Source organism: Gordonia sp. (in: high G+C Gram-positive bacteria), assembly GCF_047602025.1.
GTDB lineage: Bacteria > Actinomycetota > Actinomycetes > Mycobacteriales > Mycobacteriaceae > Gordonia.
Genome location: NZ_JASGII010000001.1, coordinates 2,309,438 through 2,324,217, shown reverse-complemented (window position 1 = coordinate 2,324,217; position 14,780 = coordinate 2,309,438). Strand labels below are relative to the sequence as shown.

At 69.7% G+C, this 14,780-nt stretch carries 20 protein-coding genes; 15 read left to right on the top strand and 5 right to left on the bottom strand.

The genetic code is table 11. The features are described from left to right. Positions 1–38: 38 nt before the first annotated feature. Positions 39–257 (bottom strand): SCO4848 family membrane protein, encoded by a 219-nt coding sequence (locus QM728_RS11625; protein WP_415032165.1) that lies wholly within the window; start codon positions 255–257, stop codon positions 39–41. A 93-nt stretch (positions 258–350) separates the two neighbouring features. Here QM728_RS11625 and QM728_RS11620 point away from each other — a divergent pair, with 93 nt between their 5' ends. From QM728_RS11620 to QM728_RS11570, 11 genes are all read left to right on the top strand, one after another. Then, complete coding sequence (locus QM728_RS11620) at positions 351–1,244, top strand: o-succinylbenzoate synthase (RefSeq protein WP_415032890.1); 894 nt, start codon at positions 351–353, stop codon at positions 1,242–1,244. A gap of 63 nt (positions 1,245–1,307) precedes the next feature. Then, a complete protein-coding gene (locus QM728_RS11615) occupies positions 1,308–1,484 on the top strand; it encodes a hypothetical protein (protein ID WP_415032164.1) in 177 nt (58 codons plus the stop codon). A 96-nt stretch (positions 1,485–1,580) separates the two neighbouring features. Next, entirely contained in the window at positions 1,581–2,915 is a 1,335-nt protein-coding gene (locus QM728_RS11610; protein WP_415032163.1) for a cytochrome P450, read from the top strand. Then, complete coding sequence (locus tag QM728_RS11605) at positions 2,912–3,496, top strand: TetR/AcrR family transcriptional regulator (RefSeq protein WP_415032162.1); 585 nt, start codon at positions 2,912–2,914, stop codon at positions 3,494–3,496. Before QM728_RS11610 ends, QM728_RS11605 begins: the two co-directional genes overlap by 4 nt. A gap of 70 nt (positions 3,497–3,566) precedes the next feature. Further along, a complete protein-coding gene (locus QM728_RS11600) occupies positions 3,567–4,388 on the top strand; it encodes an SDR family oxidoreductase (protein WP_415032161.1) in 822 nt (273 codons plus the stop codon). A 1-nt stretch (position 4,389) separates the two neighbouring features. Further along, the gene (locus QM728_RS11595; RefSeq protein WP_415032160.1) at positions 4,390–4,929 is read left to right on the top strand and encodes a hypothetical protein; all 540 of its coding nucleotides are present in this window, start codon (positions 4,390–4,392) and stop codon (positions 4,927–4,929) included. Next, positions 4,926–5,444, top strand: a complete 519-nt coding sequence (locus QM728_RS11590; RefSeq protein WP_415032159.1) for a hypothetical protein — start codon at positions 4,926–4,928, stop codon at positions 5,442–5,444. The genes QM728_RS11595 and QM728_RS11590 overlap by 4 nt, the downstream gene beginning before the upstream one ends. Then, positions 5,441–6,028: a hypothetical protein gene (locus tag QM728_RS11585; RefSeq protein WP_415032158.1), complete on the top strand. Its 588-nt coding sequence runs from the start codon at positions 5,441–5,443 to the stop codon at positions 6,026–6,028. Before QM728_RS11590 ends, QM728_RS11585 begins: the two co-directional genes overlap by 4 nt. Further along, positions 6,025–6,513, top strand: coding sequence for a hypothetical protein (locus tag QM728_RS11580; protein WP_415032157.1), 489 nt, complete (start codon positions 6,025–6,027; stop codon positions 6,511–6,513). The genes QM728_RS11585 and QM728_RS11580 overlap by 4 nt, the downstream gene beginning before the upstream one ends. 34 nt (positions 6,514–6,547) lie before the next feature. After that, positions 6,548–7,768 (top strand): NAD(P)/FAD-dependent oxidoreductase, encoded by a 1,221-nt coding sequence (locus QM728_RS11575; protein WP_415032156.1) that lies wholly within the window; start codon positions 6,548–6,550, stop codon positions 7,766–7,768. Beyond that, positions 7,768–8,481 carry a DNA alkylation repair protein gene (locus QM728_RS11570; RefSeq protein WP_415032155.1) on the top strand — a complete coding sequence of 238 codons (714 nt, stop codon included), beginning with the start codon at positions 7,768–7,770 and terminating at the stop codon, positions 8,479–8,481. The genes QM728_RS11575 and QM728_RS11570 overlap by 1 nt, the downstream gene beginning before the upstream one ends. An 88-nt stretch (positions 8,482–8,569) precedes the next feature. Here the strand turns inward: QM728_RS11570 and QM728_RS11565 are convergent, their stop codons facing one another. After that, positions 8,570–9,910, bottom strand: coding sequence for an APC family permease (locus tag QM728_RS11565; protein WP_415032154.1), 1,341 nt, complete (start codon positions 9,908–9,910; stop codon positions 8,570–8,572). A 61-nt stretch (positions 9,911–9,971) separates the two neighbouring features. Here QM728_RS11565 and QM728_RS11560 point away from each other — a divergent pair, with 61 nt between their 5' ends. Then, positions 9,972–10,763: an LLM class F420-dependent oxidoreductase gene (locus tag QM728_RS11560; protein ID WP_415032153.1), complete on the top strand. Its 792-nt coding sequence runs from the start codon at positions 9,972–9,974 to the stop codon at positions 10,761–10,763. A gap of 59 nt (positions 10,764–10,822) precedes the next feature. Here the strand turns inward: QM728_RS11560 and QM728_RS11555 are convergent, their stop codons facing one another. Genes QM728_RS11555 through mftR form a run of 3 tightly spaced genes read right to left on the bottom strand, consistent with a single transcriptional unit; the run spans position 10,823 to position 13,008 of the window. Then, on the bottom strand, positions 10,823–11,224 hold the full coding sequence (locus tag QM728_RS11555; RefSeq protein WP_415032152.1) for a hypothetical protein: 402 nt from the start codon (positions 11,222–11,224) through the stop codon (positions 10,823–10,825). A 19-nt stretch (positions 11,225–11,243) separates the two neighbouring features. After that, a complete protein-coding gene (locus QM728_RS11550) occupies positions 11,244–12,302 on the bottom strand; it encodes a 2Fe-2S iron-sulfur cluster-binding protein (protein WP_415032151.1) in 1,059 nt (352 codons plus the stop codon). 37 nt (positions 12,303–12,339) lie between these two features. Next, positions 12,340–13,008 (bottom strand): mycofactocin system transcriptional regulator, encoded by a 669-nt coding sequence (gene mftR, locus QM728_RS11545; RefSeq protein ID WP_415032150.1) that lies wholly within the window; start codon positions 13,006–13,008, stop codon positions 12,340–12,342. Positions 13,009–13,054: 46 nt separating this feature from the next. Between mftR and mftA the strand changes: the two genes are divergently transcribed. From mftA to mftC, 3 genes are read left to right on the top strand one after another with little or no spacing between them, the layout of a single operon-like run. After that, complete coding sequence (gene mftA / locus QM728_RS11540; RefSeq protein WP_415032149.1) at positions 13,055–13,150, top strand: mycofactocin precursor MftA; 96 nt, start codon at positions 13,055–13,057, stop codon at positions 13,148–13,150. Then, a complete protein-coding gene (mftB, locus tag QM728_RS11535) occupies positions 13,150–13,530 on the top strand; it encodes a mycofactocin biosynthesis chaperone MftB (protein ID WP_415032148.1) in 381 nt (126 codons plus the stop codon). Before mftA ends, mftB begins: the two co-directional genes overlap by 1 nt. Continuing rightward, positions 13,527–14,747, top strand: coding sequence for a mycofactocin radical SAM maturase (mftC, locus tag QM728_RS11530; RefSeq protein ID WP_415032147.1), 1,221 nt, complete (start codon positions 13,527–13,529; stop codon positions 14,745–14,747). Before mftB ends, mftC begins: the two co-directional genes overlap by 4 nt. The last annotated feature ends 33 nt before the right edge of the window (positions 14,748–14,780 follow it).

Genomic DNA, 14,780 nt, shown 5'->3' with positions numbered 1-14,780 from the left:
GATCCAATATTTGTCTCAACAGTGGGCCACGACGCGGGCTACCCGCTGACGAGCAGCCCGACGCCGGCGATCGCCGAGACAATCGCGATGAGCAGCGCGACGCTCACCAGCACCAGGTGCACGGTGTAGAAGGTCGTCTTGGCGCCGGCCTCGTCGCGGGCGCGCGGGTCGTCGGTGACGCGCTTCCAAAACCGCGGCCAGACGACCACGTTGTAAATCGCGTTGATCAGCAGCAGCACGGCGGCAAAGACAGTCATGCCCCCAGCCTACGGCGCGCGGTCCGATAGTCTGCGCGGGTGATCCCACCCCTCGACGAACTCCTCGCCTCGGCGACGGTCGTCGCCCTGCCGATGCGCGTGCGCTTCCGCGGGATCACTGTGCGCGAGGCGCTGCTCCTGCGCGGACCCGCCGGGTGGGGCGAGTTCTCGCCCTTCGTCGAATACGACGACGCGGAGGCCTCGTCGTGGCTCGCCGCCGGGATCGAGGCGGCATGGCTCGGCCCGCCCGACCCGGTGCGCGCGAGCGTCGAGATCAACGCGACCGTGCCCGCCGTCCCGGCGTCGGAGGCGGCCGAGGTGCTCGCCCGGTTCCCGGGTGCCCGCACGGCCAAGGTGAAGGTCGCCGAACCCGGCCAGTCCCTGCGCGAGGACATCGAGCGCGTCGAAGCCGTCCGCGGCCTGGTCGACACCGTCCGCGTCGACGCCAACGGCGGTTGGAGCGTCGACGAGGCGGTCGCAGCGATCAACGCGCTGGGGGAGTTGGAGTACGTCGAGCAGCCCTGCGCGACCGTCGACGAGCTGGCCCAGGTCCGCCGCCGCGTCGCGACGCCCATCGCCGCCGACGAGTCGATCCGCAAGGCCGACGACCCGCTGCGCGTGGTGGCGGCCGACGCCGCCGACATCGCCGTCGTGAAGGTCGCGCCGCTCGGCGGGATGCGCCGCGTCCTCGAGCTCGCCGAGCAGATCCCGCTGCCGGTCGTCGTCTCCAGCGCGCTCGACACCGCCGTCGGCATCAGCGCCGGCATCGCGACCGCCGCCGCACTGCCCGCGCTCGACCACGCCTGCGGCCTCGGCACCGGCGCGCTGTTCGTCAACGACGTCACGAGCCGCCCGCCGGTTCCGGTCGACAGCGAGCTCCGCCCGACGACGGTCGACGTCGACAACCCCCCGCTCGCGCCGCCGGACCGCCAGCAGTGGTGGATCGACCGGCTCGCGCGGTGCCACGCGTTGCTCGCCGCGCGCTAGAGTGTCGTTTTCGGCTCTCCCGGCGCGCGTCGCATCTCAAACGTCAAACGAAAGGCGTCGATCATGACCACACCCGCCAAACGTATCGGCGCGTACCAGCTGATCGCCAGCACGGACGCGACGTACCCCAACCTCGACGACGTGCCCGGCAGTTTCGTGCAGCAACTCGACGGACTGCAGCCGAACTGGCGACGCATCATCGAGCTGGCCCGGGAGACCATCTCGGATGACGACGACTAGAAGTTAGAGACAAAGCTCGACTTTTGTTTCAAACGGGGTATGGTGAGACCTAGGCCACACTGCGCCACAGTCCACGCGCGACCGAGGAGAACACCCATGACCGCCGTCTTCGCCCAGGCACCCGCCGGCAGCGACTTGCAGAGCGTCCCGAAGAACCCGCGCAACGGCGTGGCGGAGATCCTGCGGATGCGGCGCGACCCGTTCTCCTTCTCCGAGGCGCGCAAGGCCGAGTACGGCGACGTGTCGGCGATGAAGGCCTTCGGCATCAACCTGGTCACGTGCTCGGGGCCGGTCGCCGCCGAGCAGATCCTGATGAACAAGGACAAGGCCTTCGCCAACGGGCCCGCGTGGAGCTACTTCATCGGACCGTTCTTCAACCGCGGCGTGATGCTCCTCGACTTCGACGAGCACCGCCACCACCGCGTCATCCTCCAGCAGGCGTTCACGCCCAAGGTCCTCAAGGGCTACTTCGACGAGATGCAGCCGTTCATCGCCGAGAAGATGGCCGACTTCCCGACCGGCCGCGTCAAGATGCTCAACGAGTTCAAGGAGCTGACCCTCGACGTCGCGCTCGAGGTCTTCCTCGGCGTCGAACTCCCCAAGGACGAGGCCGACAAGCTCAACAAGGCCTTCATCGAAACGGTCCGCGCCGGCGTGGCGTTCGTGCGCAAGCCCATCCCGCCCGGCCGCTGGTGGAAGGGCGTCCGGTCGCGCAAGGTCCTCGAGGAGTTCTTCTACGCCAACATCGACGCCAAGCGCGCCAAGCAGACCCCCGACCTGTTCTCGGTCCTGTGCCACGCGGAGAGCGACGAGGGGCACACCTTCACCGACGAGGACGTCGTCAACCACATGATCTTCGTGTTGATGGCCGCCCACGACACGTCGACCATCACCATGACGCAGATGGCATACCACATGGCCAAGCACCCGGAGTGGCAGGAGAAGGCCCGCGCCCAGGCCTTCGAGTTCGGCGAGAACCTCGAGTACGACGACCTCGGCAAGCTCGACGTGCTGGACAAGATCATGAAGGAGTCGCTGCGGCTCTGCCCGCCGGTGCCGGCTCAGCCGCGCATGGCGATCAAGGACACCGAGGTGAACGGCTACTTCATCCCGAAGGACACCCTCGTCACCGTCCCGCAGTTGACCAACCACCGCGACGAGAACTACTTCACCAACCCGACCGAGTTCGACCCCGACCGCTTCGACCGCGGCGAGGACAAGAGCCACCGGTTCGCGTGGATGCCCTTCGGCGGCGGCGTGCACAAGTGCATCGGCCTCTACTTCGGCCAGATGGAGATCAAGACGATCATGCACCACCTGTTGCGCGACTTCGAGTGGAGTGTGCCCGCCGACTACGTCATGCCGATGGACTACAGCGCGCTGCCGGTGCCCAAGGACAAGCTGCCGGTCAACTTGCAGCGACGGGCATGAGCGGGCGCAAGGCCCGCAGCACCGCCACCGTCGAGGACCAGGAATCGGCGATCCTCGCCGCCGCGGCGACCGAGTTCGCCGCGGTCGGTGCGCGCCGGGCCAACATGGACGAGGTGGCGGCGGCCGCCGGCGTGAGCCGGTCGACGCTGTACCGGCGCTTCCCCAACAAGGAGGGCCTGCTGCTCGCCGTCGCGAACGACGCGTACGAGAAGGGGATGCTCCGCCTCGAGGCGGCCGTCGTCGGGCTGGGCCCGCGCGAAGCCGTCGTCGAAGCGTTCGCCACCGGCGCCGAGATGGTCGGCACCGATCCGTTGCTCAGCCGCATGGTCCTCGAGGACTACGAGGTCCGCGGCGTCACCGCGTCGATCAACACGCTGTTCATCGCCATGGTCACCGACCGCGTCGCCGAGTCCCTGCGGGAAGCCGGCGCGACCATGCCCGACGACCGCCTCCACCAGGCCGTCGAGCTGCACGTGCGGCTCGTCATCTCCTACCTGGAGAACCCGGCCGAGCCCGAGCGGGCCACCCCCGAGTACGTGCGGGATATGGCCGAGACCTTCCTCGCGCCAATGATTTACTGACCATCGGCGGTCGAGTGCCGTTCGAGCTTGCGAGGACGGTGTATCGAGACCCTACGAACGGAGACAACACGTGAACAAGTCTGACGCCCTGCGCGACAAGGTCATCGCGGTCACCGGTGGTGCCCGCGGAATCGGGTTTGAGACGGCGACGCAGCTCTTCGACGCCAAGGCCAAGGTCGTCATCGGCGACATCGACGGCGACGCCGTCGGCAAGGCCGCCGCCGACCTCGGCATCGACGGCATCGAGCTCGACGTCACCAAACCCGAGTCGATCGAGGCCTTCCTCGACGAGACCGAGAAGCGCGTCGGCCCGATCGACGTCCTCGTGAACAACGCCGGCATCATGCCCGTCGGCCCGTTCCTCGACTACGACGCCGCACTCATCCGCCGCACCATCGACATCGACCTGATGGGCGTCATCTACGGCTCGCAGGCCGCGGCGCGGCGCATGGTGCCGCGCGGGCACGGGCACATCGTCAACGTCGCGTCGGTCGCCGGCCGTCTGCCGATGCCGGGCCTGACCGTCTACAACGCCGCCAAGGCCGGCGTCATCGAGTTCTCCGACGCCCTGCACGCCGAACTCGCCGACGCGGGCGTGTCCGTCTCGGCGATCCTGCCGTCGTTCACCAACACCGGACTGATCAGCGGGCTGGAGACCAACCGCTACATCCGCGTCGTCGAGCCGGAGGTCGTGGCGGAGACGATCGTCGACACGATCGTCAAGCCGCAGGTCCGCGTCGCCGCGCCGCGCTCGATGGGCTGGGTCAACTCGAACACGATCATGCCGCAGAGCCTCAAGCGCCGCAGCCGCAAGATGACCGGGCTCGACCACATCTTCCTGCAGTACGACGACTCGTCGCGCGCCGAGTACAACAAGCGCATCGGGCAGTAGCGTGCGCGCCGACGACCACGACCGCGAACTCCTCGCGGCCGAGCGACAAGCACGGGCCGAGCTCACCGAACTGCGCGCCCCGACGCCCCGCTGGCTCCGCGTCGCGCTGGGCGTTGCCGCCGTCGCGGCGACCGCGGGCGTCATCGCGATGCTGTGGTCCGGCCGCGCCCCCTCCGACGACGACTTCCAGCGGGCGGCCGCCGCACGGGTCAACGCGCTGCTGACCATCAACCCCGATCAACCGGGCCGCACCCAGCGGATCCTGGCCGGGGCCACCGGCGAGTTCCACGACGAGTTCGCCCAGTCCGCCGACGCCTTCAGCAAGTTCGTGAAGCAGGCCGGCGCCGTGTCTGACGGCCGCGTGCAGGGGACCGGCGTCACCGCGCGCACCGGCGATCAGGCCGAGGTGCTGGTGCTGGCCAGCATCGACCTGCCCGCCTCGCGCCAGGCCCCCGCCCGCAGCGCCGACTTTCGGCTGCGGGTGGTCGTGGCCGACGAGGACGGCGTGCTGAAGCTCGCGAAAGTGCAGTACCTGCCGTGACGGCGACGACGAACATCCAGCGGCGGAGTGCTGCCGCCGACGCCGCGGCCGCGGCCGACGACCGTCGGCGTCTCGCGCTGCTCGCCGTGGCGGCGCTCGTGGCCCTGGCGATGCTCGTCGTCGCGGGCCGGCAGTGGTCGGACTACCGGACCGATGCCTCCGCGCGCGGCCAGCGCGATGCCGCGGCCGCCGCCGCGCCCGGGATCATCGCCGACGTGTTTTCCTACGCGCCGCAGACCGTTGCCGCCGACAGCCGCCGGGCGCGCGAGCGGGTCAGCGAACGATTCGCGACGGCCAACGCCGCGGCGCTGAGCGACCAGCGCAGCGGCTCGGTCCGGTGGAAGGCGCGCACCGTCGGCGTCGAGGACTCCGGGCCCGACTGGGCCGAGGTGCTCGCCGTCGTCGAGGTGGCCGATCCGCAGCACGGCACCCTCGCCGATGACCGCATCGTGTCGGCGCGGCTCATCCGGTCCGGCGGCCGGTGGCTGCTCGACGCCGTGGAGCTGGTCCGATGAGCACCGCGGACACCGGCTCGATCGCGCGCGCCACCCGACGGTGGCGCGAGGCCCGCATTGCCGCGGCTCCCGCCCTGCGGCGGCAGGCCGCTCGGCGTCGCCACCTGTTGCGCCTGGCGCTGCGCGCCGTGGCCGGCCTGATCATCGTCGCCGCCGTGGCCGCGCTCGTGTTCGGCCTGCTGGCCCGCCGCGACGACAAGGCCGTCGACCGCGGCGAGCAGGCCCGGGCGGCGGCGCGATCGGCCGTGACCACCATGCTCACCGCCGACCCGCGCGCCGCCGACAAGTACGTCGACGCCGTGCTCGCGGTTACGACCGGTGGACAACGCGACCGGATCGCCGGCGCCCGCGGTGAACTCGCCGCCGAGATCGCCAAGCAGACCGCGCCGTCGACCGGTCAGGTCGTCTCGACCGCGCTGGTCGGCGAGCCGTCGACGAGCGGGACGGTGGACGTGCTGGTCGTCGCCGAGGCCACCAACCCGGAACTGATCGGCGCGTCGACGACCGCGAAGCGGGTGCCGGTCGTGGTGACCATGAGCCAGTCCGGTGACAGGTGGCTCATCGCGAAGGCGAGGCAGGGATGAGTCGGCGCAGGGTGTTGGTCGTGCTCACGGTGGTCTTGACGCTGATCGCCGCGGGGGCGTGGTGGCGGGCGTCGGCCGACCACCGCGTCGAGGATCCGGCGCGCGCCGAGGTGATGGCCGCCGCGGCCCGCACCACGACGGCGCTGATGACGCGCAAGGCCGACGATCAGCCGGTGCTGCCGTCGGCGGCCAAGAATCTGACCGGCCGCCTCGCCGACGAATACGCCAGTCAGGGCGCCGACGTCGTGCTGCCCGGCGCCGTCGAGGAGAAGATGGCGATGACCGCGCGGGTCGTCGGGACGGGCACCGCCGAGATCGGCATCAACCGTGCGCGGGTGCTGGTCTTCGTCGACCTGTGGGCGCGTCCGGCGGACGCGGACCGCGAGATACCAAGGGTTGCCTTAGCCCGCTGGGCGTCGATGCGTAAAGTCGACGGCACCTGGCTACTCGCCGGGCTGACGCCGGTGACCGGCACGCTCTCGTAACCCGAAGCGCCGGACACGACTTGAAGGGACTTCGATGACGGATCAGCTTGCCCCGGATGCAACCGTGGTGATCGTCGGCGCCGGACTGGGCGGCGTGCGCCTGGCCGAGAACCTGCGCACCGGCGGATTCGAGGGGCCGGTCGTGATGATCGGGGCCGAGGAGCACCCGCCCTACGACCGCCCGCCGCTGTCGAAGAACGTCCTCACCGACGCGGCCGAGCGCTTCGACCTGAAGCCGCCGGACTTCTACACCGACTCGCTGGTCGAGTTGCGCACCGGTGAGCACGTGGACTCGATCGACACCGCGGGCAAGAAGGTCGCCGTGACGCGCGCCGACGGGTCGTCGTACGAGCAGTCGTATGACGCGCTCGCCCTCGCCACCGGTCTGCTGCCCCGGCCGTTCCCCGGTGCCGAGGATGTCGCCGGCGTGTTCACGATCCGCAAGCTCGAGGACGCCGAGCGGCTGCGCGCGGCCGCCGGCGCGGCGAAGAGGGCGGTCGTCATCGGCGCCGGCTTCATTGGCTGTGAGACCGCCGCGAGCCTGCACACCCTCGGTCTCGACGTCACGCTCGTCGAGCCGGCCGAGACGCCGCTGGCGCAGTCGGTCGGCACGACCATCGGCAAGCTCGTCACCCGACAACACGACGAGAAGGGCGTCTCGGTGCGCGCCGGCACCGGCGTCGAGGAGATCCTGTCCGACGGCGGCAAGGTCACCGGTGTGCGACTGTCCGGCGGCGACGTCGTCGACGCGGACATCGTCGTCGTCGGCATCGGCTCCACCCCCGTCGTCGACTACCTGGACGGGTCGGGCATCGAGCTGGCCAGCCGCGACGTCGGCGGCGGCATCGCCTGCAACGAAGTCGGGCGTACGAGTGCCGACGGCGTCTACGCGCTCGGCGACGTCGCGAACTGGCGCGATCACGGCGGCGCGCAGAAGCGGGTCGAGCACTGGAACCACACCGTCGAGCAGGCGGCCGTCGTCGCGGCCGCACTGCTGGGCACCGATCACGCCGTCACCGCCGCGGTGCCGTACTTCTGGAGCGACCAGTACGACCTCAAGATCCAGGTCCTCGGCTGGCCCAAGGCGGACGACGACGTGCACGTCATCAGCGACGACGGCCACAAGTGGGTCGCCTACTTCAGTCGCGACGGGATGTTCACCGCCGTCGCCGGCGCCGGAAAGGTCGGCGCGGTCATGAAGATGCGTCCGAAGCTGGTCACCCCGACCCCGATCGAGGACGTGCTGCCGGACTGATGTCGGCGACGGCGGCGGCGATCCGGGCGGCGGTCCTCGAGCTCGGCGATCCCGCCCGGGCCGAGTCGTCGGAGTGGTTCTTCAAGACGGGGCCGGGGGAGTACGGCGAGGGGGACCGGTTCGCCGGGGTCGCGGTGCCGGTGCTGCGCAAACTCGCGCGGCGGTTCCGGGGCGTGTCGCCGGACGTGACCGGGGAGTTGCTCGCCGACGACATCCACGAGGTGCGACTGCTCGCGCTGCTGCTGATGGTCGGGGAGTTCGAGCGGTCGTCGGACCGCGAGGTCTGGGTGCGGGCCTACCGCGGTGGCGTCGCCGCGGGACGGGTCAACAACTGGGACCTGGTCGACTCGTCGGCGCGGCAGATCCTCGGGGCGTGGTGTCTGGACCGAGGCGACGCCGCCGAGCTGGTGTCGTACGCCCGGCGCGACGGGCTGTGGGAGAGGCGCGTCGGGATCGTCGGGACGCACGCGTATCTGTTCGCCGGCGATGCGTCGGCGACCTTGGCGGTCGCGCCGCACGTCGTCGACGACCGTCGTGACCTCATCCAGAAGGCCTTCGGCTGGATGCTGCGCGAGATGGGCAAGCGGGTGTCGCGGGCGTCGTTGACGGACTACCTGGACGAGCACGCCGCCCACCTGGGCCGCACGGCGCTCAGCTATGCCGTCGAACACCTCGACCCGGATCAGCGGAAGCACTACCGCTCCCTCCGCTGAACCCGCCGAGTGGGCGGTCAAACTCCGCCGAGTGGGCGGTCAAACCATGCCGAGTGGGCGGTCAAACCACGCCGAGTGGGCACCCTGGTCACGTCGAATGGACGCGCGATTCCGCGTCGAGCGACGCCTTGCTGATGCGCAGGTGCCGCCCGGTCTTTCGGCGGTAGACGTATTCGAAGGCGAAGCTCGCGGCCAGGACGGCCAGCAGGGTGAGCCAGGTGCTGGGCGAACCGGAACGGATCGAGTGCACCAGCAGCACCAGGAACAGCCCGGCGTTCAGCGCGACGGAGGTGATCAACATCCAGGCGTTGGCCCCGGTCTCGCGGCGCACCCGCAGGTGGCCCAGGCTGACCGAGCCGTAGACGATCAGGAACGCCAGGCTGGCCATCTGCCCGACAGCCGCGAGCGGGAAGAAGATGACGAACAAACAGGTGAGGCCGCCGGCCGCGACGAGTCCCCACGTCCCCGACCGCCAGATGCCGCGTGCGAAGTCGGCGGGCATCTCGCCGGACTTGGCGACGGTGTAGGCGAGGTTGGCGTTGCCGTAGAGGGTCGCGTTGACCGCCGATGCGGTGGCGAGGAGCGCGGCGGTGCTGATGGCGACCAGCCCGACGGTACCCAGGACGGCCTGACCGGCGGCGGCCAGTACGTGGCCCGCGTTGGCGTCGATGTCCTTGAGCTTCATCACCAGCACGACCATCACCGACACCGTCGTGTGGATGACGAGCACGATGGCCAATGCCGAGTACATCGCGCGCGGCAGTTCGCGCTTCGGGTCGGCCATGTCGCCGGCCGAGTTCGTGACGACGCCGAACCCCTCGTAGGTCACGTAGAGCACCCCCGCCCCGATCAGCACGCCGAGCAGCCCCCGACCGCCGGCCTGGTCGGTGAAGTTCGACGGCTCGGCCTTGGTCGCCGCGATGATGACGAAGACGAGGATGATGACCAACTCGATGCCGACGACGAACAGCTCGGATCGGCCGACGACCTTGGATCCGATGAAGTTCAGCGCCATCAGGGCGAGGACGAGCCCGACGCCGATCGCTTTGCCGGCACGCTCGTCGTGCAGGCCGAACAGGTGCATCAGATAGCCGGCGAAACCCGCCGCGTACAACGCCATCGCGATGATCCAGCCGAGGAACTGGAAGACGTTCAACCCGCCTGAGACGACCCCGTCGCCGAAGCAGCGGATCAGAAACTCCGCGGCACCGCCGCGGCTGGGGTAGCGGGCGCCGAGCTTGGCGTAGGAATAGACGCTGAACACCGACACCAGGCCGCCGACCAGGAACGAGCCGAACAGCCACACGCCGGCGGTCTCGGCGGCAAAGCCGAGCAGCGTGTACAGGCCGGCGCCCATCATCCCGCCGACGCCGATCGCCGTCGCGGCCGGCACGCCGATGGTGCCCGCGGTCGTGCTCCTGCTGGCCATCCGGCGTCCTCTCGACGTAGGTCTGGGACACTACCGCCCCGATCGGTCGTAGCCTGGGCTGATGAACATTCGCGTCGGCGTCCAGATCCAGCCCCAGCAAGCCCCGGATTACGCGCAGATGCGCGATGCGGTGCTGCGCGCCGAGGAGATCGGCGTCGACATCGTCTTCAACTGGGACCACTTCTTCCCGCTGTACGGGAACCCCGACGGCCCCCACTTCGAGTGCTGGACCATGCTCGGCGCGTGGGCCGAACAGACCTCCCGCGTCGAGATCGGCGCGCTCGTCACCTGCAACTCGTACCGCAACCCCGAATTGTTGGCCGACATGGCGCGCACCGTCGACCACATCAGCGGCGGCCGGCTGATCTTCGGCATCGGGTCGGGGTGGTTCGAGCGCGACTACGACGAGTACGGCTACGAGTTCGGCACGGTCGGTTCGCGATTGAACGATCTAGCGTCGGCGATGCCGAGGATCGTCGACCGGTGGGGCAAGCTCAACCCGCCGCCCACCCGCAAACTCCCCGTGTTGATCGGGGGTAGCGGCGAGCGCAAGACGCTACGACTCGTCGCCGAGTACGGCGACATCTGGCACTCCTTCGCCGACGCGGAGTCCTACCGTCACAAGTCGGAGGTGCTCGCGCGGCACTGCGCCGACGTCGGGCGGGATCCGTCGGAGATCGAACGGTCGGTCGCCGTCGGTGGTCGACGCCGGGGTGCCGGCGAGTTGTTGACGCAGGCCGACGCGATGGCCGAGCTGGGGATCGGTTTGCTCACCGTCGACGCCGGCGGGCCGGACTACGACCTCTCGCAGGCCGAGGCGCTGTGCCGGTGGCGGGACGAGCGCAACGGCTGACCGCCCACTCGGCGGGGTTGGACCGCCCACTCGGCGGTGTTTGGGTGCCCAGTCGGCGATTAGGGCTTCTTCGCGCCGCGCCAGACGAGCAGCGCGAGGATGATCATCGGGATCTGGAGCGGCAGTCGGGCCCAGGCGATCGACTTGAGCAACGCGCTCTTGTCCTGCCAGACGCGGATCATGTTCACGTTCGCCGGGAAGACCGCGGTGAACAGCGCGGCGGCGAGCAGTGCCGCGCGGCGGCGGAGCGACGGAACGAGCACCGCGGCACCGATGCCGACCTCGGCGACGCCGGAGGCATACGTGTAGGTGCGGGCGTCACCGGGGAGTTCCTCGGGGACGATCGAGTCGAAGGGCTTGGGCGCCACGAAGTGCAGGACACCGGGGACGAGAAGGATCACCGCCAGGACGCGCGCGAGCACGTCGTTGTCCTTGGCCATCGACCACGCCTTCTGCAGCATGACCCCAGCCTAACGCGGATCAGAACTCGATCTTGAGGTTGTCCGAGGTGGGCCGGGCCTGGCAGCCGAGGATGTAGCCGTCGGCGATGTCGTCGGGATCGAGTGCGCCGGAGTTCTCCATCTCGACCGTGCCCTCCGACAGGGTGCAGGCACACGACCCGCACTCGCCCTCCTGGCAGGAGTACGGCGCGTCGAGGCCGGCGGCCAGCATGATGTCGATCAGCGTGCGGCTGCGCGGCCACACCAGCTTGTGCGTCTCGCCGTCGAGCTCGACCTCGACCTCGGCGGCCTCGGCCGCCTCCTCCGCGGAGACCTCTTCATGCTCGACGTCGACGAAGGGGTCGCCGGTCAGCGAGTTGTAGACCTCGGTGTGCACGTTGTGGTGGTCGAACTTGGCCTTGGCCAGGCCCTCGTGCACCGCGTCCATGAAGGGGCCGGGACCACAGATGTAGGCGGTGTGCGTCATCGACATCGGCTTGAAGAAGGTCGCGAGCGTGCGGACGTCGGGGAGGCCCTGCAGCGACTCGAGCCAGTGCACCAGGGTGAGCCGGCCGGGATTGGCCTGCTGCAGCTCGCGCAGCTCCCGGGCGAAGATGACGTCGTTCTCGCCGCGGTTGGCGTAGAAGAACGTGACCGGTCCGGTACCCGTTTTGAGGGCGGTCTTGAGGATCGACATCACCGGGGTGACGCCCGAGCCGGCCGCGATGAGCAGCAGCGGCACGTGGATGTTGTGCGGGGTGAAGACGCCCGACGGCGGCAGCGCCTCGATCTGCGAGCCCGCCTCGAGGTTGTCGCAGACCCAGTTGGAGCCGTAGCCGTCGGGGGTGCGCTTGACGGTGACCTTCGGCTTGTCGTCGGTCGCCGCCGAGGAGGACAGGGAGTAGCAGCGCGCCACCGATCCGGTCTGGTCGCTGGGGATGCGCAGGGTGAGGAACTGACCGGGGTCGTAGTCGGTGAACTTGTCGCTCTTGTCCGCGGGCACCTCGAAGACGATGCTGCGCGCGTCGGCGGTCTCGTCGACGACCTCAGCGACCGTGAGGATCACGCTGCGCGAGCCGTGCGGGGTCAAGTCGGCCATCGCCGTCCTCTCCGTCAGTTTTAGAACGTGTTCTAATTTAGCGCATCGCCGGGCCGGTGTGCGAGAGCGCGGCGTCGATCCCGACGGACAGCAACCGGCTCCCCTCGACGAGCAACGAGCGCAGTCGCGCGGCGCTGGGTTCGTCGGGGTCGGCGAGCCATTGATCATAGGCGGCCAACGCGGTGCCGAGCGCGAGCCAGGCGATGAGCTGCGGCTCGTAGTCGGCGGCGCCCTGGCGCAGTCGGCCCGCCGCGTACGTCGCGATCGTGGCGCGCCAGTCGGCGTACATGAGCATCGAGTGCGCCTGCAGGGCGGGCACGGTCAGCAGCAGCCGCATCCGCCGACGGTGGCGCGCGGCCTCCTCCTCGGGCACGTCGTTGAACGCGACGAGGGCCTGGCCGAGCGCGTCGGCCAGCGGGAGGTCGTCGGGGAGGGTGTCCAGCAGGGTGCGCATGTCGTCGAGGTGGACGTCGAAGTCGCCCCAGGCGATCGCGTTCTTCGACGGGTAGTAGCGGAACAGCGTGCGCCGGGCGATGCCGGCGGCCGCGGCGATGTCGTCGACGCTGGTGTCGTCGAAGCCGTTGCGGTCGAACAGGTCGATGGCGAGGTCGCTGATGCGCGTGCGCGTGGTGACCGGTCGACGACTCACAGCTGCCTCCCATCGGACTCGTGGCACCCCGGGGTTGTTAAGTGCACTCGGTGCCATTATATTCGATCGTGATCCACATCACTAGCCCACAGGAGGTTGGATCATGGCCGATCAGGAAACTGTCACCACCGACACCGAACTCGTCAGCGAATCGCTGGTCGAGGAGGTCTCGATCGACGGGATGTGCGGGGTCTACTGATGACCACCGCCGCTTCGGCGACTCACCCCGGCGGCCAACCGGCCGCCGGGGCGAGTGTCGCCACTGACACGAAGGCCAAGCCGGAGTCGGACCACCGGGGCGGCTTCGATTTGGGCGCCGCCTGGCAGCTCAACCCGAAGGTCGCCGTGCGCCCCGAACCCTTCGGCGCGCTGCTGTACCACTTCGGCACCCGCAAACTCTCGTTCCTCAAGAACACGACCGTCGTCGGCATAGTCCAGACCCTGCAGGACTTCCCCGACGCCGACTCAGCCCTCACCGCCGCCGGCATCGACGCCGCCGCCCGCCCGCTGTACGTGCAGGCGCTCACCGCGTTGGCCGACTCCGGCATGATCATCCGTATTCAGGAGCCAGCCCAGTGACCACTCTTGAGAAGCCGCCCGCCGTCGGCCGCCTCGTCGACCAGTTCGAGCGCGGTCTCGACGCCCCCATCTGCCTGACGTGGGAGCTGACCTACGCCTGCAACCTCGCGTGTGTCCACTGCCTCTCCAGCTCGGGCAAGCGCGATCCGCGCGAACTGTCGACCGAGCAGTGCAAGGCGATCATCGACGAGCTGCAGCGCATGCAGGTCTTCTACGTCAACATCGGCGGCGGCGAGCCGACCGTGCGCCCGGACTTCTGGGAACTCGTCGACTACGCCACCGACCACCAGGTCGGCGTGAAGTTCTCCACCAACGGGCTGCGCATCACCCCCGACGTCGCGCAGCGCCTGGCTGCGTCGGACTACGTCGACGTCCAGATCTCACTCGACGGCGCGACCGCCGAGGTCAACGACGCCGTCCGCGGCCCCGGCTCCTTCGACATGGCGGTGCGCGCGCTGGAGAACCTGCGCGACGCCGGGTTCGCCGACGCCAAGATCAGCGTCGTCATGACCCGCGAAAACGTCGCCCAGCTCGACGAGTTCAAGGCCCTCGCCGACCGCTACAACGCGACGCTGCGCATCACGCGCCTGCGTCCGTCGGGCCGCGGCGCCGACGTGTGGGACGACCTGCACCCGCTGCCCGAGCAGCAGCGCGAGCTGTACGACTGGCTCGTCGCCCACGGCGACAACGTCCTCACCGGCGACTCCTTCTTCCACCTCTCGGCATTCTCGTCGGGCGGCGGCAGCGGACTGCCCGGCCTCAACCTCTGCGGCGCCGGTCGCGTGGTGTGCCTGATCGACCCGGTCGGCGACGTCTACGCCTGCCCGTTCGCGATCCACGAGAACTTCCTCGCCGGCAACATCACCACCGACGGCGGCTTCCAGGAGATCTGGCAGCGCTCGGACCTGTTCACGTCGCTGCGCGAGCCGCAGAGCGCGGGCGCCTGCGCGTCGTGCAACCACTACGACGCCTGCCGGGGCGGCTGCATGGCGGCCAAATTCTTCACCGGCCTGCCGATGGACGGACCCGACCCCGAGTGCGTCCAGGGCTACGGCGAGGAGCTGCTCGCCGGCGACCGCAGCAAGCCCACCGCGAACAAGGACCACTCGCGCGGCGTCCCGCTGACGCTGATGACCCGACCCCCGTCGCGCGACTGCGACGAGAACCCGCTCGCCGGGTTCGCCCCGACGACGGCCACCGGCTGCTCGTCCTGCTGATCAGCACCCACCGCTGATCCCACCCGAAGGAGA